The 26,331-nt window shown below is 40.6% G+C and carries 20 protein-coding genes and 1 other RNA gene; 6 read left to right on the top strand and 15 right to left on the bottom strand.

Going from position 1 to position 26,331, the window contains the following annotated elements:
- Positions 1–24 precede the first annotated feature (24 nt).
- Positions 25–2,379, top strand: coding sequence for a protein kinase domain-containing protein (locus HXT30_RS01875; RefSeq protein WP_422111712.1), 2,355 nt, complete (start codon positions 25–27; stop codon positions 2,377–2,379).
- 6 nt (positions 2,380–2,385) lie between these two features.
- Here the strand turns inward: HXT30_RS01875 and HXT30_RS01870 are convergent, their stop codons facing one another.
- A complete protein-coding gene (locus tag HXT30_RS01870; RefSeq protein WP_032813105.1) occupies positions 2,386–3,090 on the bottom strand; it encodes a lysophospholipid acyltransferase family protein in 705 nt (234 codons plus the stop codon).
- Positions 3,091–3,162: 72 nt separating this feature from the next.
- Here HXT30_RS01870 and HXT30_RS01865 point away from each other — a divergent pair, with 72 nt between their 5' ends.
- Positions 3,163–3,702 (top strand): hypothetical protein, encoded by a 540-nt coding sequence (locus HXT30_RS01865; protein WP_422111711.1) that lies wholly within the window; start codon positions 3,163–3,165, stop codon positions 3,700–3,702.
- A gap of 103 nt (positions 3,703–3,805) precedes the next feature.
- Here the strand turns inward: HXT30_RS01865 and secA are convergent, their stop codons facing one another.
- Together secA and hpf are read right to left on the bottom strand one after the other, a co-directional pair.
- Entirely contained in the window at positions 3,806–6,577 is a 2,772-nt protein-coding gene (secA, locus tag HXT30_RS01860; RefSeq protein ID WP_016784762.1) for a preprotein translocase subunit SecA, read from the bottom strand.
- Between the two features lie 216 nt (positions 6,578–6,793).
- A complete protein-coding gene (hpf, locus tag HXT30_RS01855; RefSeq protein ID WP_016635580.1) occupies positions 6,794–7,468 on the bottom strand; it encodes a ribosome hibernation-promoting factor, HPF/YfiA family in 675 nt (224 codons plus the stop codon).
- Between the two features lie 156 nt (positions 7,469–7,624).
- Here hpf and rnpB point away from each other — a divergent pair.
- Positions 7,625–7,995: RNase P RNA component class A (gene rnpB, locus HXT30_RS01850), an RNA gene on the top strand.
- 27 nt (positions 7,996–8,022) lie between these two features.
- Here the strand turns inward: rnpB and HXT30_RS01845 are convergent.
- The 11 genes from HXT30_RS01845 to HXT30_RS01795 all read right to left on the bottom strand — a co-directional run bounded on the left by HXT30_RS01845 (position 8,023) and on the right by HXT30_RS01795 (position 21,869).
- A complete protein-coding gene (locus HXT30_RS01845; protein ID WP_422111710.1) occupies positions 8,023–8,655 on the bottom strand; it encodes an HAD family hydrolase in 633 nt (210 codons plus the stop codon).
- Positions 8,656–8,761: 106 nt separating this feature from the next.
- Positions 8,762–10,546: a DNA repair protein RecN gene (recN, locus tag HXT30_RS01840; RefSeq protein ID WP_422111709.1), complete on the bottom strand. Its 1,785-nt coding sequence runs from the start codon at positions 10,544–10,546 to the stop codon at positions 8,762–8,764.
- Positions 10,547–10,555: 9 nt separating this feature from the next.
- Positions 10,556–11,608: an NAD kinase gene (locus HXT30_RS01835; protein WP_415701539.1), complete on the bottom strand. Its 1,053-nt coding sequence runs from the start codon at positions 11,606–11,608 to the stop codon at positions 10,556–10,558.
- 105 nt (positions 11,609–11,713) lie between these two features.
- Positions 11,714–12,496, bottom strand: coding sequence for a TlyA family RNA methyltransferase (locus tag HXT30_RS01830; protein WP_422111708.1), 783 nt, complete (start codon positions 12,494–12,496; stop codon positions 11,714–11,716).
- A 77-nt stretch (positions 12,497–12,573) separates the two neighbouring features.
- Complete coding sequence (locus HXT30_RS01825) at positions 12,574–13,671, bottom strand: HAD-IIA family hydrolase (protein WP_422111707.1); 1,098 nt, start codon at positions 13,669–13,671, stop codon at positions 12,574–12,576.
- A 99-nt stretch (positions 13,672–13,770) separates the two neighbouring features.
- Positions 13,771–15,309, bottom strand: coding sequence for a hypothetical protein (locus HXT30_RS01820; protein WP_422111706.1), 1,539 nt, complete (start codon positions 15,307–15,309; stop codon positions 13,771–13,773).
- 81 nt (positions 15,310–15,390) lie between these two features.
- Positions 15,391–16,710: a tyrosine--tRNA ligase gene (gene tyrS / locus HXT30_RS01815; protein ID WP_020973689.1), complete on the bottom strand. Its 1,320-nt coding sequence runs from the start codon at positions 16,708–16,710 to the stop codon at positions 15,391–15,393.
- A gap of 65 nt (positions 16,711–16,775) precedes the next feature.
- Positions 16,776–18,281, bottom strand: a complete 1,506-nt coding sequence (gene argH, locus HXT30_RS01810) for an argininosuccinate lyase (RefSeq protein ID WP_422111817.1) — start codon at positions 18,279–18,281, stop codon at positions 16,776–16,778.
- Positions 18,282–18,302: 21 nt separating this feature from the next.
- Entirely contained in the window at positions 18,303–19,517 is a 1,215-nt protein-coding gene (locus HXT30_RS01805; RefSeq protein ID WP_422111705.1) for an argininosuccinate synthase, read from the bottom strand.
- A 237-nt stretch (positions 19,518–19,754) separates the two neighbouring features.
- A complete protein-coding gene (locus HXT30_RS01800) occupies positions 19,755–21,161 on the bottom strand; it encodes a sensor histidine kinase (protein WP_422111704.1) in 1,407 nt (468 codons plus the stop codon).
- A 6-nt stretch (positions 21,162–21,167) separates the two neighbouring features.
- Complete coding sequence (locus HXT30_RS01795) at positions 21,168–21,869, bottom strand: response regulator transcription factor (RefSeq protein ID WP_020973693.1); 702 nt, start codon at positions 21,867–21,869, stop codon at positions 21,168–21,170.
- A gap of 139 nt (positions 21,870–22,008) precedes the next feature.
- Here HXT30_RS01795 and HXT30_RS01790 point away from each other — a divergent pair, with 139 nt between their 5' ends.
- The 3 genes from HXT30_RS01790 to HXT30_RS01780 are packed head-to-tail and all read left to right on the top strand — an operon-like array spanning position 22,009 to position 24,273.
- Positions 22,009–22,773: an ABC transporter ATP-binding protein gene (locus HXT30_RS01790; RefSeq protein WP_016784738.1), complete on the top strand. Its 765-nt coding sequence runs from the start codon at positions 22,009–22,011 to the stop codon at positions 22,771–22,773.
- Complete coding sequence (locus HXT30_RS01785; RefSeq protein WP_422111703.1) at positions 22,770–23,495, top strand: ABC transporter permease; 726 nt, start codon at positions 22,770–22,772, stop codon at positions 23,493–23,495. Before HXT30_RS01790 ends, HXT30_RS01785 begins: the two co-directional genes overlap by 4 nt.
- A gap of 13 nt (positions 23,496–23,508) precedes the next feature.
- Complete coding sequence (locus HXT30_RS01780; RefSeq protein WP_032816711.1) at positions 23,509–24,273, top strand: ABC transporter permease; 765 nt, start codon at positions 23,509–23,511, stop codon at positions 24,271–24,273.
- A gap of 263 nt (positions 24,274–24,536) precedes the next feature.
- Here HXT30_RS01780 and HXT30_RS01775 read toward each other — a convergent pair whose 3' ends face one another.
- The gene (locus HXT30_RS01775; RefSeq protein WP_422111702.1) at positions 24,537–26,231 is read right to left on the bottom strand and encodes an ATP-dependent nuclease; all 1,695 of its coding nucleotides are present in this window, start codon (positions 26,229–26,231) and stop codon (positions 24,537–24,539) included.
- Positions 26,232–26,331: the final 100 nt, after the last annotated feature.

The following is a 26,331-nucleotide window of genomic DNA, read 5'->3' as shown; positions in this document are numbered from 1 at the left end:
ATACGCGTATAAGGGATTTACTACATGAGTGAAGTTCAAGCGCAACTGGGAATGTGTGTTGAAAATCGCTATCGCATAGTTAAAAAGATAGCGGAAGGTGGCATGGCTACTGTTTATAAAGCGCAAGATGAGCGTCTTAATCGCCCTGTTGCGCTTAAAATCATGCATACTCAGCTTGCTCAAGGAATCCACCGAGAACAATTTATTGCAAGGTTCCGTCGAGAAGCAACTTCTGCAGCGTCAATCGCAAATCCGCATATTGTTCAAGTTTACGATACTGGCGAGTTTGAAGGACTTGACTACTTAGTTATGGAATATGTTCATGGCGTAAATCTTAGATACGAGATGAACAAATACGGTACTTTTAGCGTAAAAGATACTTTGCGCGTGTTAGCTCAAACTTTAGATGGCCTTGCATCCGCACACCTTGCTGGCGTTGTTCACAGAGATATTAAGCCAGAAAACATTTTGATTAACGACCGCGGAAACGTGCAAATCACCGATTTTGGACTTGCGCGTGCAATTTCTCAAGCGACTCTTTCTTCTACGGGTCTTCTTCTTGGAACTGCCGCATACCTTGCTCCAGAAATGATTGAGAAGAATCTTGCAACTCCTCAAGGAGATTTATATTCCGCAGGAATGATGGCTTGGGAGATGCTAGCTGGCAGAGTTCCTTTTAACGCGGATAATCCAGTAACGCTTGTTTTTAAGCATGTTCACGAAGACACTCCTTCTATAAAAACTGTTTGCAAAGATATCAATTCTTCGGTTGCTGATTTTCTTAGTTCGATTACTGCTCGAGAAATGGAAAAAAGACCAAGTGACGCTTCTAAAGCGCTTAATATTTTAAGAAGCGTGTGCTCTGGCTTAAGCGAAGAAGAGTGGCAATATAAGTTTGAAGTAGATTTAGACGCAGAAAATCAACCTCTTGAAGGCTCAATAATCGCAAACAAGATTGAAGATAAAAACTCTAATCTAAAATCTCAAATACCACTTCCGCCTAGCTTGAATAACAATACTTTTAGTGAAAATACTTTGAGTGATTCTGATTCGTCTAATGATTCATTGGCAAACAACACGCTTGCTAGTAACACGCTTGCTAGCACAGAAAAGCTAAATAAGACTACAAACATAGATAAAACTACAGACATAGATAAAACAGCTGATATTGACGCAACTCAAGCATTATCTACATTATCTACATCACCTACATTATCTACAAAAAACTCCGATTTTAATGAAGTCTCTTCAAACTATTCAACTTCAACGAATAGCAATCCTCTTGAAGACTTTAACGATAACAATATGCTCACTGTTACAATGCGCGCACCGCAATTTATTAGTGAACGATTAAAAGCTAAACGAAATAAGTCTAATAATTCAAACGACAATGGCAAAAAAACGCGCAAAAACATTGTTATTATATCCGTAAGCTGCGCAGCAATCGCAGCAGCCGCAGTAGCATTTGGCGCGTACTGGTACTATCTAGGCCCTGGAAGCTATTGGTCTTTACCAAAACCAAATACGCAAGAATGCGCATCCCAAAGTGCATGCAAAATAACAAACGTTCCGTGGGCAGACTACGAGCGCACTCTTAAAATATCTAATATTCCTTATTCCGTTTCTAAAGACTTTAGCGACAACATACCCGAAGGAAACATTATTTTCACTAATCCAGATTTTAGTGGCGGCAAAATTTCTAAACGAAATAATGGCCGCGTTAAAATTGTTGTTTCAAAAGGCGTACGCAAGTCAACAATTCCAGAAGATATTATAGATCCAACTTCCAACGCTGGAAAAGATCCTATAAAAGCATTAAAAAAGGCAGGATTTACTTCTATTACGCATAAACCAAGCGAAGACATTTATTCTTTGGAAATTCCTAAAGGATGTGTTGTTGAGATTTCTCCAACTCCTGGAATGCAAATGAATCACAATAAAAATATTACTGTGATTCTTTCTAAAGGACCAATGCCTGTTTCTATGCCAGACGTTGTTAATCTTACAAAAGAAGAAGCAGATAAGGCGTTTAACGAAGCAAAATTAGTTCCAAACTACAGCGAAGAATTTAATGACAAAGTAGAAAAAGGCAAGATTATTAGCGCGTCCGTGCAAAAAGGAACGCAAATGCATTGGGGAGATAAACTCGATGTTGTTGTTTCTAAGGGACCAAAGACTATAACAATGCCAGATGTGCGCAATAAGAACGCTAATGAAGCTAGAAGAATACTTGAATCGCTTGGATTAAAAGTTAATATTTCTGCTCCTTTAGGAGATCTTATGCACACTGTTAGATTCCAATCCGCGGCTCCAGGGTCTCAAGTTAGAGTTCTAGACGAAAGCGGAAATCCAACAACAGTAACGTTAACGATTATTTAGCTTAGCTTAACGATTATTCGCTTTTGCTTGCGACTCTTCTAGCATGCGCTTTTTAACAGTTTGCGCATATTCGTCAACGTACTCTTGACCGCTCATTTGCTGGATTGCTTTTGTTACTTTATTAGTAAGATCTCGAAGAATATCGTGCGTAATTTCTTCTGGACTCATCTTGCTAACTTCGATTGGCTTTCCGTAAATCGCCTTAGTATTGCCCTTTGCAGGCATAATCTGGCCATGTTTTTGAAGTTCGCGCGTGCCAATAATCGCAACTGGAACAATCGGGCATCCTGTTTCTAGAGCTAATCTTGCAGCGCCAGAATGACCCTTATAAAGCTTTCCATCTGGGCTTCTTGTTCCTTCAATGTGAATACCAAAAAGTTGACCTTTTTCTAGGATTTCTTTAGCATGATTCAGCGCACCAAGCGATTTTGATCCGCCAGAACGATCCACTGGAAACACGCCAACAGACGTAAACCACCACTTTTTAAAGCGGCCCTTTAACCCTTTGCCTTCAAAATACTCAGCTTTTCCCATAAAATGAATCATGCGAGGGCATGTAAGAGGCAAAAGCGCGTCGTCAATAACAGCAAGATGATTTGCTGCAATAATCGCTCCGCCTGTTTTAGGAATATTGTTGACTCCTTGAGCAGTAGGATGAATCCTTAAGCGTGCAATGAATCCAAACCCCTTTACAAAGAACCAATACAACATGCTAATCCCCATTCTAGCAAGATTCACAAAATAGCATTCAAACTATCAAGCAGACTTGCTACAGTATAATTCATGACTTCTTCTAAGAATACCAACTCCCATAACCGTTTGTATAATAACGAAAACAGCAATGGTGACGATTCGTTTAGTCAAAACTTTAACGACGACTGGTCTCAATTCGTTAGCGAGCACAAAAAAGATTTTAATGATTTAGAAAAGTCTAAAAGCGCAAAAATCTTTAGAAAACGCATTAATCAAGCTGCAGAACCATTAAGAAACATAGCATTTAGCACTAAACCTGGTCCAAGAGATAACACAACATCAAGCTGGCTCGATGTTGATAAAACAATGGACGACTACGGAGATGACTTTGTTGCTCCAAACCCCCATTTTAAGAACGTTCCCATTACCCTTGTAGTTTTATGGAGCGTGTTTGTTTTGGGCGTTTTAGGCATGATTTTGAGCGTTCTAGTGCCATATTTTGCGATTTACACTGGCTCTGTTAGCGCTTTCCTATTTTTGATTGGTGGCGCAGGCCTACTTATGAGCAGAAAAAAGGACAATACTTCTAGCGAAGACTATAACGAGTTTGGAAAAGGCGCGCGAGTTTAGAACTAGCGAGTTTAGGTGTATTCGAGCAAAAAAGAAAAGAATGAGGCTGATGCATTAACACCAGCCTCATTTTATTAGACGTTTACTTTATAAAACGTTGACTTTAATCCTCATTTTGACCGTGGCAAAGCTTGTACTTTCTGCCAGATCCGCATGGGCATTCGTCGTTCTTATTTGTTCCAGGGAACGTACGACCATCGGCCCAAGGAGTCTTCCACTCCTCCGCCTTTGGACGCTTGCTTAATGGAACTTCGCCTTCTGCATGGCTCATAGGAGCAGGACCGACGATTCCAGAATGCTCGTCTTCTTCTTGCTCTTCTTGCTCAATGCTTTCGTCAATGTAAGAATCATCTTGATTTTCTGTTTCTGCAACAATCTGCTCAAGATTCATACGGAACAGAAGCTGAATAGACTCTTCCTTAATGGCCTCAATCATAGAGTTGTACATTTGGAAACCTTCGCGTTGGTACTCAACCAAAGGATCTCGCTGACCCATACCGCGCAAGCCAATGCCATCCTTTAAGTAGTCCATCTCGTAAAGATGTTCGCGCCACTTTCTATCAAGAACAGCCAAAACAACTCTGCGCTCAAACTGACGCAAACTATCGGAGCCCATTCGCTCTTCAAACACTGCATAAATAGTTGTTACACCATCTACAATCGTGTCTCTTAAAGTATCAACAGCTTTTTGACCCTTAAGAGGCTCAATTTGCAAGCGAAGCTGATCCCAATCAACAATAATTGGCATAACTGCGTTCACAGCATCTTTAAGGCCTTCCCAATCCCAATCCTTAGGCTTATCGGAACCGTTCATTGCTCCACGAACGTAGCTATCTGCAGTATCTTTAATAAACTTTAAGATATCTTCGTGAATATCTTCGCCCTTAAGAACAGCCTGACGTTCTGAATAAATAACGGTACGCTGCTTGTTCATAACATCGTCATACTTCAAAACGTTCTTACGCATTTCAAAGTTACGCGCTTCAACAGTCTTTTGAGCCGTGCGCACGCCATTAGAAACATACTTAGATTCGATTGGTTCGCCTTCTGGCAAGCCCTTAGCCATAACACGCGCAACAAGCTGAGTGTTGAACAAACGCATTAAGTCATCTTCCAAGCTTAAGTAGAAGCGCGATTCGCCAGGATCACCCTGACGGCCAGAACGGCCTCTAAGCTGATTATCAATACGACGAGATTCGTGGCGCTCAGTGCCTAAAACATACAAGCCACCAAGCTTCTTAACTTCTTCGTGCTCGTCTTTAACTTGTTCCTTAACTTCTGCCAAAACGCCTGGCCAACGCTTCTCATACTCTTCTGGAGTATCGTCTGGAGAATAGCCTTCTGCTTTAAGCTTTGCATCTGCCAAAAACTCAACGTTTCCGCCAAGCATAATATCTGTACCACGACCTGCCATGTTTGTAGCAACAGTCACAGCACCCTTACGACCTGCAACAGCAACAACAGCTGCTTCCTTAGCGTTTTGCTTAGCATTCAACACTTGATGAGGAATACGAGCAACATCCAAAAGCGAGGAAACGATTTCGGAAGATTCAACCGATGCAGTACCAAGCAAAACAGGCTGACCCTTTGCATGACGCTGAGCTACATCTCGAACAATCGCAGCAAGCTTTTCCTTCTTAGTGCGGAAGATCAAATCATCCTTATCCATACGAATAACTGGACGGTTAGAAGGAATTGGAAGAACGCCAAGCTTGTATGTTCCCATAAACTCGGCAGCTTCCGTTTCTGCTGTACCAGTCATGCCAGCAAGCTTGTCGTACATGCGGAAGTAGTTTTGCAAAGTAATAGTTGCAAAAGTCTGATTTTCTGCTTTTACTTCAACATTCTCTTTAGCTTCAATCGCTTGATGCAAGCCTTCGCTATAACGACGACCTGGAAGAACACGGCCAGTGTGCTCGTCAACAATCAAAACTTCGCCATTAGTAACAACATAATCGCGATCAAGAAGGAACAATTCCTTAGCTTTCAAAGCATTGTTCAAGTAGCCAATCAAAGCAGTGTTGCTTGGCTCGTAAAGATTATCAATACCTAAATAATCTTCAATCTTTGCAATGCCTGGATCCAAAATACCAGCAGTCTTGCGCTTTTCGTCAATCTTGTAATCAACATCGCGATCAAGCTTTAGAACAAGCTTTGCAAACTCGCGATACCAACGCGTAACATCGCCCTCGGCAGGTCCCGAGATAATAAGTGGCGTACGAGCCTCATCAATAAGAATGGAATCAACCTCATCGACGATTGCATAGTGATGACCACGCTGAACAAGATCGCCCTTTTCCCAAGCCATGTTATCTCGCAAATAGTCAAAGCCAAACTCGTTGTTTGTGCCGTAAGTAATATCTGCGTTATATTGCTTCCTGCGCTCTGGTGGCTGCTGATCTGTAATAATGCATCCAACGCTCATGCCAAGGAACCTGTAAATACGACCCATAAGCTCACTCTGGTAGCTAGCAAGATAGTCGTTAACAGTAACAACATGAACGCCCTTGCCTTCCAAAGCGTTCAAATAGCTAGGCAGTGTTGCAACGAGTGTTTTACCTTCACCAGTCTTCATTTCTGCAATATTGCCCCAATGCAATGCTGCACCACCCATAAGCTGAACGTCAAAGTGACGCTGACCAAGAGTACGCTTTGAAACTTCTCGCACTGTAGCAAAGGCTTCTGGCATTAAGTCATCAAGCTTCGCACCATTGTCTAACTTTTGCTTGAATTTTGCCGTTTGTCCTTTAAGTTCCTCGTCCGAAAGCGCAGAAATCTGATCTTCAAGCGCATTCACAGCCTTCGCAACGTTCTCAAGGCGCTTCAATTGACGGCCTTCACCCATGCGCAAGGCTTTATCAACGATATCTACCACGTTTAGCTCCCTTAGGTCGTGTCTATTATTCGGCTAGCCAATATAGACGTAAACTGTGCCTATATTACGCGACGGCTACGATTTTTGCAGCTCGCGAGTCCAAAACAACGCATAAAATGCCCGCCTAGCTTATTACTAGACGGGCATTGAACTCATATTAGTTATTCTATTTACCTTTATTTGCTTTTATTCTTTCATTACTTCTTTACTGTTTTGTTACTTCTTTTTAGCAACATTTTCTGGAGTATCAATCTCAAACACACCATAACTCCATCCATGCCTACGGTATACAACCGATGGACGCATGGTTTCTTTATTCACAAACAGGAAGAAATCATGACCAATAAGTTCCATCTCGTACAATGCTTCATCAATGCTCATTGGCTCGGCAATGTGGAGCTTACGACGAATCACAATAGGAGTATCTCCAACACTCACCTCTACAGATTCGCCAGGACCTAAGTCGGAAGCAACCGCAGCATCTGCGCTATTTGTTCCATCTTCTTGAACAACTTCTTCAACAGTTGTTTCAACTTCTGGCTCTACAACACCCAAATCAACTGGAACCATCTGCTCGTAGCCACGACGATGATCCTTGCGGCGATCTCGAGTTCTGCGCAAGCGAAGCGTCAACTTATCTAACGCCATATCTAATGCACTGTATTGATCTGTGCTAGACGCCTCTGCGCGAATAACCGTACTTCCTGCAACTACAGTAATTTCAACTCTTTTTGCAGTATCTGCCTGCCTTGGATTGCCCTCAGTGTTAAGCACAATCTGAATGCGCTGAGCATCTGGAGCAATGGCGGTCACACGATTCATCTTGCTTTCTACAACGTCACGGAATCTTTGCTTAATTTGCGTATGACGTCCAGTGATGACGATTTCCATGCGAACCTCCTTAAGTAATCCGATATAAATCGGTTTGTGTACACGTCAACGGCACCAGCGCCGCTGATACATCTATTATATCCGCTAAAAGCCGCCATTTTCTAGCGAGTCGCAAAATATGCGCAAAATTAAGACGTCTGCTATAATTGGGAAGGTTGAGGTTTCACGATGACCGCGGCTGCAATGTTCATTCGGAGCAGCTGAGGAACTTCCGGGCTCCGTAGAGCACAATGGCGGATAACGTCCGCCCAGGGCAACCTGAGAGATAGCGCAACAGAGAATAGACCGCCTAAACTTTTGTTTAGGTAAGGGTGAAACGGCGGTGTAAGAGACCACCGGGCTTCTGGTAACAGTTAGCCGCATGGCAAGCCTCATTGGGAGCAAGGTCAAGCAGAAGGTGTTTAAGGGCTGCTCGCCTAAGTCTTCGGGTAGACTGCTAGAGTTTGGCGGTAACGTCAAATCGAGATGGATGGTCATCCGTGTGCATTTGCACGCGACAAAACCCGGGGTATGTGAAACCTCACCTCAACTTTTTTTATTTAAGACTTTGCAATTTATTTAAGACTTTTTGGCGCAAAGTCAAAATCGCCATTTATTAAATCCGCTACCCCACAAGTTTTCATTCCAGCTAAACAAGCTGACTTTAGTGCTGAATCAGAATCTTCAAAAACAGTGCAATCGCTTGCTTTTACGCCAATTCGCTTTGCTAAGTCAACGTAAGTTTTAGGACTATTTTTTGCATTACTTTCTAAATCTTCTCCAAAAATCATCAAATCAAAGTAATCATACAAGTCCGTACGCTTTAATGCAGCAACGCATAAAGACTTAGAAAGAGTAGTTATAAGAACTAATTTCGCACCCGTTTTATGCAAATAATCAACGTAATTTTTAGCGCCTTTTCTAAGTGGCAAATGCTTTGAGTATGCGTTAAAAGCCATGTCTTGCCACTCTTTCATTAAATCTTCGGGAGAATCCGTAAAACCAAAACGCTCAATAACGTAATCCGCAACTTGGCGAGGAGTCATTGTGGCAGTGGAATCGGCAAAATCGAGCGGCACTTTAATACCGCGTTTAGCAAAACTCTCTTCGTCTATCTTGTCCCAAACGTCTAACGAGTCAAGCAAAGTTCCGTCAAAATCAAAAATCGCAGCACAATTTGAATTATCAACTAATGCATTTTCGCTCATATTATTAATCCTGATTATCTTTGATATTAACCCTATTATTCTGTTTTAGAAAAATCTGTTTTAATCCTGTTTATAAAATTACTTTTAATTAGCTTAAGATTCTTCATTAAACTTTACTATTTTCAAGCAATTCTTTTGCATGATCCAAAGATGCTTGCGATTGGCTTCCCGAAAGCATTCTTGCGATTTCGCTTTGGCGACTAATTTCATCTAATTTGCTAACAGTTGTATCTGCAAAGCTAGAATTCTCGCCAGAATCCGCACTAGGATCAGCTTCAGAATCCGCCGCGCTTTTAATCTTTTTTCTAACAACAAATTGAACGTTTGCAAAAGCTGCTACTTGAGCCAAATGCGTTACAACAATCACTTGTGAACTTTTAGCAAGCAAAGCCAAGCGCTTGCCTAACTCTACGGCTGCCACTCCGCCAACGCCAGCGTCAACTTCGTCGAAGATAAACGTCATTGATTGATTATTGCTGTGGTTAAACTTTGCAGCAACAAGCTCCATTGCAAGCATAAGCCTACTGAGTTCGCCGCCCGAAGCACTACTGCCCATTGGCAAATAATTAGATGCAGGGAAAGGCTTAAAAAGAAACTCAACACTATCTAAGCCGTGCACGTTTAAATCAAATTTTCCGTCCTTGTTTTTAGCACTCTTAGAAACATTAATCAAAAGTTGCGCATCTGGCATAGATAAGGAATCAAGCTCTTTGCTAACCTCGTCGCTAAACTTTTCTGCAACAACTTTGCGCGTGTTATAAAGAACTTCGGCAAGGTTTTCAGCATCTTTATAAGTCTTCTCGCACAAGTCTTTAGCGCGCGAAATAGCTTCTGGCGAATCATCCAAATCTTCAAGCTCAAATTGTGCTTTTTTAGCCCAATCCAAAACATCTGCGATTTGCGGACCCCATCTGCGCGTTAAATCGCTTAAATCGTGAATACGATTGTTAATAGCGTCTAAATCTTCCTGACTCTCGTCAACATCTAACTGCTGCGCAAGTTGCATAACAATGTCGGAAATTTGGGAAGAAATATCGTCAAGTTGATTTGCAATAGCGCTATAATCTCCGTCAACTCGAATCGAACGAATTGCCCTAGCAGCATTGTCTACCAAATGCAATGCGTCAACTGAATCTATTGCGCCATAGTCAATTTGACTTGCGTCCAACGAAGAGATTGCTTCGCTAATAGCTCCAACGATTTGAGCAGCGTTTTCTATGCGATCTCTTTTAGCTTTAAGATTTTCATCCTCATTTGGTTTTGGATCAACTTGGCGAATTTTTTCTAACGATTCGCGCAAGTAGTCTGCGCGCTGCCTAGAAGACGATTGCTGATTTATAAGTCGATTATAGGCTTCAACAGCATTTTGCCACTTATTAAACGCTGATTCATAGTCTTGTAGTTCTTTAGAATTGCACGAGATTGAATCCAAGAATTCACGCTGTTTTGCGGCGGTTGCTATGCGAAGCTGATCGCTTTGACCATGAATTGTTATTGTGTGCGAGCAAACACTTTCTAGCAATGATTTTGGAACAGAATAACCAGAGATTACAGCTCTTGATCTACCATTTTTTGGAACAGACCTAGATACGTAAACGTCTTCTTTAGAATCGTCATCTTCACATTCTTCGGCATTAATCCCAGATTCTTGCAATATTTGCGCAACATCGCTAGATTTTGACACAGAAAACACGCCTTGAGCCCACGACTCATTTGCAAAAGATGATACTTTTGCCAAATCTGCTTTTCCTCCAGATATAAGCTTTATAGCGCTTAAAAGCATGGACTTTCCAGCACCCGTTTCGCCAGTTATTGCAGTCATTCCTTTAGAAGGAGTAATAATGGCATTAGAAATTGGGCCTAAATTACGAATCTCAAGTTCTTCAAGCACAAATACCCCCTATAGGTTTAGATTATTAGGGACGATTGGATAATCCGCGTTACAATCCGCGTTACCATCCGCATTTTTTACGCCTACACCATCTTCATAATTTCTATCGGTTTCATTATGAAGATTTGCTTCATAAATCTTAGGTCTAGCGTCCACTTTTCGGCGATTTTCACGCCATCCAACAACTGGCAAATCAAACTTTGTGACTAATCTTTGTGTAAACGGAACTCCAGAAAGTCGCGCTAAAAGCAACTCATCTTTAGATTGCCTAATTTGAATCCTAGAACCTTGCGGCAAAGCTCTTTGACGCCTTCCATCGCAGCAAATCCACCCACCAGAAGATGATTCTTGCAAAATATCAATCGTAAAAGTAGATCCTGCTCCAATTATTAGCGGCCTAGAAAATAGTGCGTGCGCAGCCAAAGGAACCAGTTGCAAAGCCTCAACGTTTGGCCACATAATCGGGCCGCCTGCCGAAAACGCGTACGCAGTAGAACCAGTAGGCGTAGAAACAATCACGCCATCGCATCCAAAAGACGACATTTCAACATTGTCAACGCGAATCGAAAGCTCCACCATTCGCCCGCGATCTGCCCTATCTAAAGTAATATCGTTAAGCGCCCAATCACTTAAAGGCTCGCTGGCTCCAGGAAGCCAAACGTCTACATGCGCTTCCATTCTATGCTCTAAGAAATAGTCTTTTTGCGCAATTCTTCGCACAGCTTCATCTATCTGGAAGCTCTCAAATTCCGCCAAAAAACCAACATGCCCAAGGTTTATTCCAATTATTGGAACAGGAGTGCAATGCACCAATTCTGCAGCCTGAAGCATTGTGCCATCCCCACCTAGCACAACAACAATTTCCGTATTTTTATCTACTCCTTGAGCGATTTTTTGCGCAAAATCCGACACTGCAGCACTATGAAACACGCTAACATTAAAACCAGCGTTTTTAAGTTGAGTAGTAACTTGATTTACAACAGCACTGTTGCTATCAAGACGCGCATGAGTAACCACAAGAGCATTGCGAGAAGTACAATTCCCTTCTAAACGTTCTTGCATAGCGCCCCCTTTGTAGCTATTTGTAGATTAATCGTAGCTTATTTACAGATTAATCGTAGCCTAATCGCAGCTTTACAAACATTAATAGTTATTGTAATTGTTGCACTACATATTGCGATATTGCGCGTAAAGAAGATACTCAACGTTTCCGTGAGTTCCCTCTATAGGAGATTCATGAGTTGCAATAACGCTTAAACAATTGTTTTTAGCGCATTCTTTAATATTTTCTAGGGCTTTAAGTCTTAGATTTTTATCTGTTACAATTCCGCGCTTGCCAAGATTTCCTTTACCAACTTCAAATTGCGGTTTTACAAGAAGAACAATATTCGCGTTATTTTGCGCAATACGTGCAATTACTGGAATCACAAAGCTAAGAGATATAAAGGAGACGTCGGAGACTATAAGATTCGGCTTGTATGGTAAATCTTCCGCATAAACATCTCTAATATTTACGCCACTCATTTCAATAACGCGCGGATTGCTTGCGATTTTTGTGTGCAATTGACCGTGCCCAACGTCTAAAGCTATAACGCTATTGACGCCATTTTGCAACAAATAATCGCAAAAACCGCCAGTGGAAGCGCCAATATCTAATGCTTTAGTATTTGAATCAACTTTTAAGCCCAAATTCTCAAATAAGCGGAATGCGCCTTCGAGTTTTAGCGCTCCCCTAGAAACGTATTTAACGCAAGAATTTTCTTCCTTTGATTCGTCAAGGCTTATTTTTTGCGATTCTTTTACTAAAAATGACGATTTTTTAACAATGCGATTATCTACTTTTACTACTCCAGACTTTATTAAGCGTTGAGATGTAGTTCTACTTTTTACTAAACTACGATTTACAAGCGCGCAGTCTAAGCGCTGAGCTAAATCATCTTCGTCTAGCATTAAAAACCTCGCTTAAAGTCTAAAGTCGTAAGTCGCAAGCAACAAAGTCACAAGTTACAAATCGCAAAGTTATAAAGTCACAAAGAAAACTCTGGAAGAATGTAATCTTCAAGCGATTTTCCACTGTCTATTAAGCTCCAAGCGAGCGCACAAGCAGCTCGCAAAGCGTTGCAATCATTAGGATTATTTACTTCAATAGAGTTACTAACGATTTGCGCTCTAGAATCGCCGCACGTAAACGTAGAATCGTCAACGCGCTTTGGAGCAACATGCACCTCGTTTAGTCCCCTTAAATCTTTAGAAACAAAGCTTGGTCGCAAGTGTTTTGGAGCTTCAAGCAACATGCGCGGATTTGTAACGCCCGTAAGCACTAGAAGAGACTCATACCCTCCTCTGGTACCTGCTTCAATGTCTGTATCTAATCTGTCTCCTACAGCCAGCGAGCGCTCAATGCTTATTAGCGGATTTCCAAATTCGTCTTTTTGCGAATATTCTTTAACATCTTCATCATTGTGCTTTGCGTTTGCAGCAACCAGCAATCGCGCTTCGTCATACATTGCACACTCAGGCTTTCCTGCAGACGCAATAGGCTCTACTCCAGTGGCATTTACTACAGCTTGAATCATGGAACCGCATCCAGGAGCTATACCAAACTCACGCGGAATTGTTAAATCGCGATTAGTAACAAAATACTTAGCTCCACGCTCTACAGCAAAAGCAACTTGTGCCATTTCTTGCCAAGTCATTTGCGGATACCAGCCTTGAATTACAGCCTGCGGATTTTCTTTACAAGACTTTACTGGATTAAGACCAGCGCTACGAACCTCTTGTACAAGATGATCTGCGCCTAGAACTAAAACGTTTGAACCGCTTGGAACATATCTAGCAACCATTCGAGCAGCTACAAGCGAAGACGTTATTATTTGCCACGGCTCTACTTTTAAGCCAAAACTTTCTAGCTGACTTGCTACAACTTCTTGAAAACGAGAAGAATTATTAGTTGTGTATTCAACAAACATGCCATTTTTTTGAGCATTTTCAATTGATTCAGCAGCGTATTCAACGGATTTTCCACCTCTATACACTACGCCATCTAAGTCAAGCAAAGCTAAGCGAAAATCCTTGCTTAACGCAGATTTACTATTTGAAAAATTCGCTCGTTCATCAAGTTGCATAGAATATCCCCACATGATTTTAAAAATACTAAAGTAGAAAATGCCCAGCTTACTATACTTTTACAATACAGAAGCTGGGCTTAGAGAATGTGACTTGTACTATTCCTCTTTAGGCTTAACTGCATTCATCTCTACAGTTTCAGTATTATCTGCGATTTGTGAATCTTCGTCTGAATTGTCTGAATAATCGTCCGAATTGTCTGAATCATCGTCTGAATAATCATCCGAATCATCCGAATCATCCAAATCATCATCTGGAGCAAATTGCGCATCATCTTCACTAATGCCAACTTCGTCCATAATCGCATCATTAAGATGTTCCAAATCGTAGTCAATCACAACATCTTCTGGATTTTCTTCGTCTTCAATATCTGCATATTGCTCTTCTAAGCGATCCAGCAAAGAATCAAGCTCAATCGCCTCATCGCTTCGCCCAGCCTCCTCCAGGAAGTACTGCTCCGCTTGCACAGCGCGCATTCTATACTCGCCAGGCAAGCCCTTAGACCTGCCCATTGCGTGAACAAGCTCAATCGCCTTATCTGCATGGTTTGTATCCGCCAAAACGCCTGCATACACAAGGAACATTTCTGCTTTAACTTCGCCGCTAACGCTTTTAGCTTCGTCCGACATGCAAATTTCCAGCGCTTTATCGAGGTTGCCCATGCCGCGCTCGCAATCTGCAATAAATGGAAGATAATCCGTGTAGCCATTCATTCGCATAGCCGTTCTAAACTCGCGCGCAGCAAGCTTATAATCGCCTTGGCGGTATGCAATAAATCCTAGCGTTTCGCGCGAAAAATCAATGCGAGATGCCTGCTTTGCAGCCCACTTTGCGTGTTCTAAAGCAAGCTCTGGATCTTCGTCTTGCAAAGCATAAGCTGCGAGAATATGCAAACCAATGTTTTCGGAATGCTCCTTAGAAAGACCACGCAGACGCTCACGAGACTCCTTAGAAAGCATTGAATATTCTAAGCCCTTAGGCATTTTTGGCTCGCCTGGACGCCTATCGGTATACGGGTTTTGAGATGGGTAAGAAACAGTTCCATCCGAGTTTCTACGAGGGCCATTTTCAAAGCGGAAAGACGACTTCGAATTGCGCTTTCTAGAATCGTTCTTCTTAAATCCACTCTTGTGAAATCCGCCGCGATTGTCATTATTATCGCGGTTAAACCTGCGCTCACCATCGCGATCAAACTTGCGCTCGCCACGTTCTGTGCGATTATCGCGATCAAACTTCTTATATCTTGGATTTCCCGATTCTTTTGAATCAGACTCAAAACCACGATTCGTGCGCTTATTGTAATCGCTATGATTGTATCGATTATCACGATTGCGCTTATCTTCTCGATTATCTTTTCTGTCAAACTTGCGATTATCGCGCTCAAACCTGCGCTCACCATCGCCATCAAACTTGCGATCCGCGTTCTTCTTAAAACCGTTCTTCTTAAAGCCACTCTTGTGGAAACCATCCTTGTGGAATCCATCCTTGTGGAAACCGCCGTGATTTTCCTCACCTTTATGGAACCCACCTTTGTGGAATCCTCCGCGATGTTCCCCGTTCTTACCGCCATTTTGACGGCTAAAATGGCCACGATTACCAAACGACTTACCACTACGCGATCCGCGTTCTTCGCCCATTATTGGCATACCTTTCAAAGTCTAAAAATATAAAATTATACTAAAATCTAATGCTAAAAACAAATCAAGTGCACTTAAAAACTACGCGCGCTCAACTGCACCAATAGCCTTCTTGCCTCTACGAATCAAAGCAAAACGACCGTGCAAGAATGAGCTATCGCTCAAAACGTCATCAACGCTTTCTACGCGATTATTGTTAACGTACAATCCGCCAGCTTCAATAGCTCTACGAGCCTCGGAAATAGTACGGAACAATCCTGCAGCAACAGCGGCCTCAACAACACGATCTGCAACATGCGCTTTAGCAAATTCCAAAGTGCCATCTTGTGCTTTAACTTTAACGCCATCTAAAGCAGCTTCAAGAGTTTGCTCGTCAATAGCGTCTAAATCACCCTTACCAAAAAGCGCTCCAGAAGCTGCAATCGCCTGATTTGTAACATCCTCGCCATGCACGAAGCTTGTAACTTCCCAAGCGAGCACACGCTGAGCTTCTCTGCTTCCTGGATCTTCTTGAATTTGCTTTTCCAAACGCTCAATCTCGCTCTTAGGCAAGAACGTAAAAGCCTTAAGAAGCTTAACAACTTCATCATCTGGCTGATTAAACCAGAATTGATAGAAGCGATAAGGGCTAAGCATTGTAGGATCAAGCCACATTGCGTTACCCTCCGACTTGCCAAACTTACGACCTTGATTATCCGTAATAATCGGGCTTGTAAACACGTGCACAGAAGCTCCGCGAACCTTACGAATCAAATCCATGCCAGAAGTCAAATTGCCCCACTGGTCAGATCCACCAAGCTGCAAAGTAACGTTGTAATTATCAAACAAATACAAGAAGTCGTTTCCTTGCAAAACCTGGTAGCTAAACTCTGCAAACGAAATACCTTCGTCGGAGTTTAAGCGGCGAGCAACAATATCTTTAGAAAGCATTGTGCCAACTCTAAAGTTCTTGCCAACATCGCGCAAAAAGTCGATAGCAGACATTTTAGAAACCCAGTCGTAGTTGCTTACAAAACGAACAGGATTTTCTCCATCAAGAGGCAAGATGCGGCCAATTTGCTTTCGCAAACGCTCCGCCCAGCCAGCAACAATATCTTTGGAATTAAGCGTGCGCTCTCCGCTTTGACGCGGATCTCCAATCAAGCCCGTAGCACCGCCAACCAAAGCAATAGGATGATGGCCTGCAGCTTGCAAATGACGCATGTTAATAAGCTGAACAAGATTGCCAATATGAAGCGATGCAGCAGTAGGATCGTAGCCGCAATAATAAGTTAATGGTTCTCCGTCAAGTGCTTGAGCAAGTTGCTGTTCGTCTGTAGATTGAGAAATCAATCCACGCCACTTTAGCTCTTCAAACAAAGAAGCAAATCCAGCTTCTTTGTAATTCCTCACCTGAGCCATTTATATCTCCTTATTATTGCAAAAATTACCGAAAATATCGGGCGCATTTGCGCGCTACAAGCCTTTCAATTTTGGCAGCACATGGAGACACTCTTATAAGCTGTTCCGTAGCTTACAGATTCAGCGAATTTCTTGTACTCGCTAATCGCAAGCTGAGCTTGATTAATTTGCTCTTTTACGCGCACAAAAGCTGTTCCGCCTTTGCCGCATCTAGAAGAAACAGAGCCATAGCTAGAAAGAACAAGTCTAAGATCTGGTATTTTATTTGCATCAATAATGCCGTCTAAAATCGTTGCATAATCGTCGTTACTCAAATCGCTTAAATCGCATTTAAGACTTTCAGCGCGCTTTACGCATAATCCCGATAACGTATGCGCATTGCGGAAAGGAACGCCTTGTTTTACAAGCCATTCTGCAATGTCGGTAGCAAGAGCAAAACCAGTTGCAGACTGCTCAAGCAAGCGAGGCGTGTTAAATCGCATTGTTCTAACCATTCCTGCAAACGCTGGAAGCAAAACTTCTAGAGTGTCGATTTGGTCAAAAACCGCCTCTTTATCTTCTTGCAAATCGCGCGCATAAGCGGTTGGAAGACCTTTAAGAGTGGCCATTAATCCAGTTAAATCTCCGATTAATCGCCCAGCTTTACCTCTAGCAAGCTCCGCAATATCTGGATTCTTCTTTTGAGGCATAATCGAAGAACCCGTCGAATAAGCATCGTCTAAAGTTACGAACGCAAATTCTTGAGTATTCCATATAATAATCTCTTCGCTTAAGCGAGAAATATCAACGCCAATCATAGATGCAATAAACGCAAACTCCGCAACAACATCGCGGCTTGCTGTAGCATCAATCGAGTTTGCACAAACAGCAGAAAAACCAAGCTCTTTAGCAACTTCTTCGGGGTCTAAGCCAAGAGTGTTGCCAGCCAAAGCGCCTGCTCCGTATGGACTTTCGTTTGCGCGCAAATCCCAATCCGCAAGGCGATTTACGTCTCGCAAAAGCGGCCAAACATGAGCCATTAGCTGGTGTGCAAGCAAAATAGGCTGAGCGTGTTGCATGTGAGTTCGCCCAGGCATTACAGCGTCTTTTGCTTCTAAAGATTGAGCAACTAAAGCATTGCAAACATCTAACACGAGAGCAGCCAAAACGCGCGAGTGTCTGCGCAAAAACATGCGTATTAAAGCTGCGATTTGGTCGTTTCTAGAGCGGCCAGCCCTAAGTTTTCCACCTAGCTCGCTTCCTGCAATCTCAAGCAGACCGCGCTCTAATGCTGTTGCTTCGTCCTCGTCTTCTTCAATCGGCGCAAAAGTGCCATTATCTACGCGTTTTTGCAACTCGTCTAGCGCTTTGCAAAGATCTGCATATTCTTGATTTGTTAATAAACTTGCACGATGCAATGCGTGTGCGTGTGCGCGAGAGCCTGCAATATCGTCATCCGCTAACCGCCAATCAAATTGCGTTGACTTGCTAAGCTTTGCGAGCTCTGCAGAAGGACCAGAGCTAAATCGGCCGCCCCACAAGGCTATTGGATGGTTTGTGTTGAAGTTTGCATCGGCATTCGCATCGTGCATAGTCGTCATTCTTTCCTATTTTTAGTTGTTCTTTGCAACGCGCATATCTCGAGCCGCTGCAACCTTGCTAGACAATCCGTAGATTTCAATAAATCCGTTGGAAGCGCGCTGGTCGAAGGTATCGGAAGAATCGTAAGTAGCTAAGTTAAAGTCATACAAAGACTCATTCGACTTTCTGCCTGTTACAACAGCCTTTCCAGCGTACAAAGTCATGCGAATATCGCCAGAAACATGCTCTTGCGTCTCGTTTATAAACGCATTCAAAGAACGCACAACTGGCGAGAACCACTGGCCGTCGTACACAAATTCCGCCCACTTTTTATCTAGAGCACGCTTAAGCCTGTGCTGTTCTCGCTCCAAGCAGCAATTTTCAAGCTCTTGATGAGCCGTAATCAAAGCTTGCGCGCCTGGAACTTCGTACAATTCGCGAGATTTAATGCCAACTAAACGATCCTCAATAATGTCGATTCTGCCGATTCCTTGAGCGCCTGCCCTCTTGTTCATCTCTTCGATTGCTTGAAGCGCAGTTACGCTGTGGCCGTCAATTGCAACTGGCACGCCTTTTTCAAACGTGATTGTAACTTCGTCTGGAGTTGTGGCTTCCAAAGGATTCTTTGTGTAAGAGTAGCATTCTTCGGTTGGAGCGTTCCACGGATCTTCCAAAAAGCCTGTTTCAATAGCCCTTCCCCAAACGTTTTGGTCTATGGAATACGGGCTTTTCTTGCTTTGAGTAATCGGAAGCTTGTGCTCGTTTGCAAAAGCGATTTCCACATCTCTAGTAAGCGACAAATCACGAATTGGGCTAATTGCCTTTAATTCTGGGTCCAAAGACTGAATCGCAACTTCAAAACGAACTTGATCGTTTCCTTTACCCGTGCAACCGTGGGCGATTGTATCGGCGTCAAATTCGTGCGCTGCGTGAACCAAGTGACGAGTAATAAGCGGCCTAGAAATCGCGGAAACTAAAGGATACACGTCTTCGTAAAGTGCGTTTGCTTTTAATGCGAGCATGCAATAGTTATCCGCAAATTCTTCGCGAGCATCAACTACATACGACTCAACAGCGCCGCAAGCTAAAGCGCGGTTTTTTATGACTTCGAGCGCTTCTCCACCTTGACCAACGTTTAGCGAAACAGCTACAACGTCTTGGCCTGTTTGCTCTTTAAGGTACGGAATTGCTACAGATGTATCAAGGCCACCCGAATACGCCAATACAATACGCTTCTTATTAGTCATAGTGACCTCCCACGGTCATATATTGAATAAATAATATTGAATAAATAAACAATACATAGTATATTATACAACTATAGATACATTCTCAACACGCGCAGAAATACGCCATTTTGGGCGATTTGCTCTTAGAGGTATTTAATCAAAAGCCAAAACAAAGATAATACTTATACAGTTAACGAATATGATTATTAGGCATAATTTTATAAGCACAATTTTATAAGCATCATTGCAAATGTGTTAGAAACATTTTTTACTAGGCAATGTTAACTCAACCTTAAACCCACCGTATTTGCTTCTACTTATATCAACTGTTCCATTATGAGCGCCAATAATCTGCTGAACAATCAGCAAACCCAAACCATGCCGTTGCTCTGCAGTACTTGTATCGCAAATCATATAGTGCGGTGCATGATTAAGCTTTTCGATTTTTTCATCTGAAACACCTATACCGTTATCTTCAACACAAATAATACAATTATTATTATTTGCAGCAACGGATACATAAATCGTACACCCATTTTCATTATGAGATATGCTGTTCTGAATAAGATTAGATATTGCTCGTTTTAATAAATCTTTGTCTACATTAATATTGCAAACAGTCAATTTAGCATCTGTTTCCCATTTAATCGAAAACTCATCTTGCATACCCATATTCATAAAATCCACAACAACTTGCCTAACAACAGCAACAACATTTTCTTCTTTTTTCATAATTGGTTGCATATTGTATTCAAGTTTTGAAGCCAAATTAAGGTCATTAATCAAATTCTTCATTCTGGCACTTTGTTTAATAATCATCGTCGCTTTTTTACGATCTTCTTGCGAAATATGTAGAGAATTTTCTAACTGTCCCGCATATCCCATAACCATAGATAACGGCGTACGAATATCATGCGAAACCCCAGCTATCCAATTTGCTCTTGCAGTCTCCCTTTTTCTCAATTGTTCTTTTTGTATTTGCAAAATATCGGAAGCAGAATTTATGTTAGATGAAATTTCTGAAAGCGCTCCTGTTTCTGGAATATGCACGCTTTCTCCACTAGATAAACGTTGTATCCCTTTTGTAATCGGATTAATTGATTTTAGTAGTTTTATATTAGCTATTAAATAAATTCCAAGAATCAGCAAAATGTTGATAAATAATACTCTTAAAACAATCTGCGGAAAATTTGATATTAAACTGTAGTTCCAACTTGGTCGCGTATGTTTCCAAAAGCTGTTGTGCGGAAATCCGACTACTACAACTCCATCTTTATTTTTGCCAGTGTAAGTTGGATAACCATCAATGTAACCAACGCTCAAATTAGCTATATCAGACAAAGTATAGTCGTTTGGAATACCCGCAGGAACATTTTCTGTTTTCCATACGACTTTCAACGTATTATTATCAATCAGAATTGCCCATGCGCCAGAATTTGTCAATTTGGAAGACATATTTTTTGATAATGCATAATCCCCACTTGCGGATAATTGTAATGCTTCTCCCGTCTCTTTGGCTATGCTATAAGGAGACATCTCTTTATCGGGAGCGTAATTTCCTATAAGTACAATAAACGCAATAATATTCATTAATACTATAAGCACAGAGCTTAGTAGAAAAATACTTATAAAGCGTTGTATTAGTTTTGGTATGCTTTTCATTCTGCTTTACTCCACAATCAGCTTATATCCTAAGCCTTTAACTGTTATTAAAGAAACAGGTTGCGATGGATTGAGTTCTATTTTTTCTCTGATACGACGTATATGTGCCATTAAAGAATTTTCATATCCAAAAGGATTAGCTCCCCATGCAGCTTCACATAACGCGTCAATTGTTACAATGCATCCAGCATTTCTATAAAGTGCAGAAAGTAAATCATATTCTTTGGCTGTGAGTGGAATATGTTCGTTATTTTTTATTACTTGGGCAGAAGAAAAATCAATCTGACTATTTTTCAGTTTAACAATGGGATTTTCGCTCTTGTAGCTTCGTCTTAAAATTGCCATAATGCGAAACGTTAGCTCTTTTGGAAGAAACGGCTTTACAATATAATCGTCTGCTCCTAAGTCAAATCCCTTAAACTTATCTTCATCTTCACCGCAAGCAGTAAGGAATAAAATAGGACAATCACTATATTGTTTTATCTGCTTCATTAACTCAAACCCATTACCGTCTGGGAGCATAACATCAAGGATTGCTAATTCTGGACGTAATTTTTGTGTTGCCTCTACTGCATCTTTTATACTTTTTGCAGTCGTTATATTATAAAAACCGTATTCGTTTAATATGGATACAACCATATCTAGAAGTTCCTGCTCATCATCAACAAGTAGCAGATGCTTGTTCAATAAATAATCATTCCGATTCATGGAGAACCCCCTAACATATATTATGCCATGTGAATATTCATTTTTTGACCTCGCATAAAAATGTAAGGTAGATGTAAGGTGAAGAGAATGTTGTAGAAAGGTTGACGCAATATCATAAATCCCGAAAGGAGATATTGCCATGAACAATATTGTTACAACAGAACATTTAACAAAAAAATATAAGTCATTTATTGCTGTTAATGATGTTTCACTTCATATTCGCAAAGGTAGCATTTACGGCTTTCTTGGGCCAAATGGAGCTGGAAAATCTACAACAATGAAAATGCTCCTAGGGCTTACGGCTCCAACAAAAGGTGCATTTACAATCGACGGAAAACAGTTTCCTGCCGATCGCATACCTATTTTGAAAGAAATAGGCTCATTTATTGAATCACCATCTTTCTATGCAAATCTAACAGGTAGAGAAAATCTTGACATTATACGTCGCATTTTAGAACTACCTAAGAGTGCAGTTGATGACGCATTAGAATTAGTAGGTCTTTCTGAGTTTGCAGACCGTCTTGCAAAAAAATATTCGCTTGGCATGAAGCAAAGGCTTGGTCTTGCTGGAGCATTGCTTGGTAGACCACCTATTTTGATTTTAGATGAGCCAACAAATGGACTCGATCCATCTGGCATACACGAAATCCGAAATCTGATTAAGTCGCTGCCAGATCTTTACGATTGCACGATTCTTATTTCTTCTCATATGCTATCCGAAATTGAGCTTATTGCAGATGATATTGGAATACTTAATCACGGACACTTGTTATTTGAAGGTAGTTTAGATGAACTACGACAGCATGCATTACAATCTGGTTTTGCTTCCGACAATTTGGAAGATATGTTCCTATCCATGATTGATGAAGACAATAAGATCAGGAAGCAGAGTGCAAGACTATGAAAACGCTTGTAATCGAACTCAAAAAATGCAAGAGAACTGGCTTTATAGCTCTTATGATTGCTATTGGCGTTATGGGAGCAGCGTACGCTTTTGTGAATTTTATTGTACGAAAAAATACATTATTAAACCTGCCTTTAGCTCCTATGGATATTCTTCTTACACAGCTTTACGGCATGATTATGGTGTTAAACATGTTCGGCATAATAGTCGCCGCATGCATTATCTACAACATGGAATTTAAGGGAAATGCAGTAAAAAAGATGCATATGCTTCCTATGAGTGTTCCAACTATGTACCTATGCAAATTTATGTTGCTGACCGTTCTGTTACTAATCGCTATTTGCATACAAAATTTAGCACTTGCAAAAATCGGTGTAACAGATTTGCCACAAGGTACGTTTAATGTAAGTACTCTTATATCTTTTGCTGCATATTCATTTATTACGTCAATGCCTGTATTGTCCTTTATGATTTTTGTATCATCACGATTTGAAAACATGTGGGTAACGCTTGGAATTGGTGTAGCAGGATTTTTAAGCGGTATGGCATTGGCTTCTTCAGACATTGTGCTTTTTATGGCATCACCTTTTATAGTTATGCTAAAACCAGCAGTTGCCATGAGCGCGCAACCTAATACTACGGTCGTAATCGTATCCATAGTTGAAACACTTCTGTTTTTATGTTCTGGATTGTGGGCGGCTAAGAACCTGAACTATGAATAAGGAGATTATGAAAATGAGATTTTTTGAACTTCTTAGAATCGAATTTAAGAAAGTAAAGCGTAGTAAAATTATTCCTTTGATTTTTATTGCGCCATTACTTGTGGTTGGATCTGGTGTAGCAAGCCTTCATAGCTACTTCACTCCAGAATATACACACGCATGGGCTGCTATGTTTATTCAAAGCGCATTAGTCTACTCATATTATCTGCTTCCGCTTAGTATGATTGTTGTTTGCGTGATGATTGCAGGACGAGAAACAAGCAATAACGGAATACTAAAAATGCTGGCACTGCCTGTTAGCAGATACGCGATTTCTGCTGCAAAATTTTGCGTACTGCTATTTTATTTGCTTATGGAAATGGTCGTATTTTTTGCTGTATTCGTTATAGCAGGATTGTTTGCAACCAGTAGCACAGGAGTTACAGAAACGCTCCCAATTATGTATCTACTAAAATGGTGTTTAGATCTGTTTTTGACTATGATTCCAAGCGTAATAGTCATGTGGGCGATTACTGTGCTTTTTGAAAAGTCAATGTTATCCGTTGGATTAAATATACTTCTTGTAATTCCTGGAGTATTAATAGCAAATACTCCACTTTGGATAGTTTATCCTTATTGTTACAGCGGATATATGGTTTCCCGCTCTCTACATGCAGTTACATCAACAGGATTAGGAAACGGATTTAATCTTATACCATTTTTGCCATGTGCAATTGCAATATCTGTGTTTGTATTTTTGATTGCAATAACACAATTTGGTAAAAAAGAGATGAGATAACAAGGGGTACTAAATAACAATGCAGTGAGATAACAAATGAAACGAAATAACAAATGCAGATGTGACTTGCAAAATCGCATATAAGGTTTTAGCTATACACAAAACGCGTAAAACGTTCAAAACGCAGTATGGAAACAAATAGAACAAAAACAAACAAAAAGCTTTCGGTTTTGAATGCCCCTAGTAGCAAACAAAACCGAAAGCAACACACTCAACACTCAAAACCCCGCAACAAACGAGTATCTGATGCAGACTAATAGGCTTTATGCATCCTTATCGCTTTTACAAAAGTTATTTTTGTATATTTTAGTCATAAATTCTATTGACTTCTTTATCTCTTCATCGCTAGGCTTTGTGCGCTTTATATTGTTTTGCATTGCAACTCGACTACATTCTTTACAATCGCATTTTTTACAATCAAAATTCGTGGAATCACCAGGATGATCAATATAATTCCTAATATATGTGCTCATAGATTTATAGCGTTTACAATATTTCCCGATATCAGGGTTAATGTTAACATGATTATCATCAGTGCTATTTTCAGGTTCCTTTTCAATTAGCCATTTGTCAAAACTACTTATGCTTTTTGGTACAGCCCCATTTTCCCCATTACTCTCTTCATCCATAGCCTTCTCATGTAAAGCATTAAAAAGTTCAATATGATATTCAACACTAGGCATATCAAATGCACAATAGTTTATTTCTCCCCACGTTGGAGAGTACTCCCCAGATACATTCAGCATCTCTTTTTTATTAAATCCACTATATCGTTCTTTGCTATTCGTATTTTCTTTACTTGCCTCTTCCTTACTAAATATATTTAATTTGTTTTTTAAGCTTGGTTTATTATCAGCACTTTGATTAACTTCATAGAACGCTTTCAATAAATACGGAGAATGAGTTGTTATAAGAATCTGAGATTTTTGTGATAATTTATTAAATGATTTCATAAGCTTATTTTGCGCATTTGGATGCAGGAATGTTTCTGGCTCATCAATGCAAAATATAACTGGCTTTTCTACACTGTCTTCAGATTTATTATTTGTCTCCGCATATAACTGAATCAGACTCAAAGCCAGCGCTCTCTGCATACCTGTTCCCTTTTGGCACACTGGCGTAGCAATCCCATTATCAGATACAAGTACAACACCATTTTTGAAGAAACTATCTATTTCCGGTAGTTCAAAATCGAATTTTACTTCGCCCTCTCCGTATTGCTCATCTAGTATTTTTGTTACTTTGCGCTCTGTATCTTCCAGTATTTTCTGTAAGCCTTTGTCTCCAAACGCTTCTTTGTGCGCATCCTTAAGCTTTCCCCATAAAGTTTTATTACCGTTTCCATCATCTTCTCTTTGAAAATCTTTTGTTAAATCATTTATTATTTTTCCTATTATCTTTGTCTTACCAAAATCTTGATATTCTTCATTCTTTAAGTCGGAATACACAAATTGCACATCAAACAACGCTGCAATGGTTTTATCAATTCCCGTAGGATTTTCGTATCTTTTAATTCCTTCTTCATTGGAGTTTGGATTGTAAACCCTTATATTTTTAATATCCAAATTAACAGTTTTCTTACCTTGCACAATAGAAGTACTCTCGGAACTTCTTAGTATTCTTATGCTACAAGTTTCATTATCGCAATTTTCCTTATTGCACTTTTCTTTTATAAGATAGTCTTGGTATTTTTTTAGACCAGAGTTATCGCTATTAACTAATTTTTCAATATCTGTACCTGTAAATTCAATTTCAACACTTACATCTTTTGACTCTTTGCCCTTTGTTATATATTCTTCTTTACTCTTTCCCGATTGTATAAATTCAATTGCTCTAAAAATTGTTGTTTTACCGCAATTATTATTTCCAACAAAAAAATTAATTCCGTCCGATAAATCTAATACATGCCTTCCAGCAAAACTCTTAAAATTGTTTAATATTATTTTTGAAATATACATATCAAACTCCTTGCATAAGTTATATGCAGAAACTCATTTTCTTTCTAACAAATAAATGTGTTCATTATTTAAGAGAAATAAAATAGCATCTTTGCATCAA

It is taken from the genome of Gardnerella sp. DNF00571G, from assembly GCF_049262695.1.
GTDB lineage: Bacteria > Actinomycetota > Actinomycetes > Actinomycetales > Bifidobacteriaceae > Bifidobacterium > Bifidobacterium piotii.
This window is presented reverse-complemented; position numbering and strand designations above follow the sequence as displayed.

What these genes read in the sequence shown, in the direction of transcription:
- HXT30_RS01875 (WP_422111712.1), top strand. Translation starts at nt 25, where the DNA reads ATGAGTGAAGTTCAAGCGCAACTGGGAATGTGTGTTGAAAATCGCTAT.
- HXT30_RS01870 (WP_032813105.1), bottom strand. Translation starts at nt 3,090, where the DNA reads ATGTTGTATTGGTTCTTTGTAAAGGGGTTTGGATTCATTGCACGCTTA.
- HXT30_RS01865 (WP_422111711.1), top strand. Translation starts at nt 3,163, where the DNA reads ATGACTTCTTCTAAGAATACCAACTCCCATAACCGTTTGTATAATAAC.
- hpf (WP_016635580.1), bottom strand. Translation starts at nt 7,468, where the DNA reads ATGGAAATCGTCATCACTGGACGTCATACGCAAATTAAGCAAAGATTC.
- HXT30_RS01845 (WP_422111710.1), bottom strand. Translation starts at nt 8,655, where the DNA reads ATGAGCGAAAATGCATTAGTTGATAATTCAAATTGTGCTGCGATTTTT.
- HXT30_RS01835 (WP_415701539.1), bottom strand. Translation starts at nt 11,608, where the DNA reads ATGCAAGAACGTTTAGAAGGGAATTGTACTTCTCGCAATGCTCTTGTG.
- HXT30_RS01830 (WP_422111708.1), bottom strand. Translation starts at nt 12,496, where the DNA reads ATGCTAGACGAAGATGATTTAGCTCAGCGCTTAGACTGCGCGCTTGTA.
- HXT30_RS01825 (WP_422111707.1), bottom strand. Translation starts at nt 13,671, where the DNA reads ATGCAACTTGATGAACGAGCGAATTTTTCAAATAGTAAATCTGCGTTA.
- HXT30_RS01820 (WP_422111706.1), bottom strand. Translation starts at nt 15,309, where the DNA reads ATGGGCGAAGAACGCGGATCGCGTAGTGGTAAGTCGTTTGGTAATCGT.
- tyrS (WP_020973689.1), bottom strand. Translation starts at nt 16,710, where the DNA reads ATGGCTCAGGTGAGGAATTACAAAGAAGCTGGATTTGCTTCTTTGTTT.
- argH (WP_422111817.1), bottom strand. Translation starts at nt 18,281, where the DNA reads ATGCACGATGCGAATGCCGATGCAAACTTCAACACAAACCATCCAATA.
- HXT30_RS01805 (WP_422111705.1), bottom strand. Translation starts at nt 19,517, where the DNA reads ATGACTAATAAGAAGCGTATTGTATTGGCGTATTCGGGTGGCCTTGAT.
- HXT30_RS01800 (WP_422111704.1), bottom strand. Translation starts at nt 21,161, where the DNA reads ATGAAAAGCATACCAAAACTAATACAACGCTTTATAAGTATTTTTCTA.
- HXT30_RS01795 (WP_020973693.1), bottom strand. Translation starts at nt 21,869, where the DNA reads ATGAATCGGAATGATTATTTATTGAACAAGCATCTGCTACTTGTTGAT.
- HXT30_RS01790 (WP_016784738.1), top strand. Translation starts at nt 22,009, where the DNA reads ATGAACAATATTGTTACAACAGAACATTTAACAAAAAAATATAAGTCA.
- HXT30_RS01785 (WP_422111703.1), top strand. Translation starts at nt 22,770, where the DNA reads ATGAAAACGCTTGTAATCGAACTCAAAAAATGCAAGAGAACTGGCTTT.
- HXT30_RS01780 (WP_032816711.1), top strand. Translation starts at nt 23,509, where the DNA reads ATGAGATTTTTTGAACTTCTTAGAATCGAATTTAAGAAAGTAAAGCGT.
- HXT30_RS01775 (WP_422111702.1), bottom strand. Translation starts at nt 26,231, where the DNA reads ATGTATATTTCAAAAATAATATTAAACAATTTTAAGAGTTTTGCTGGA.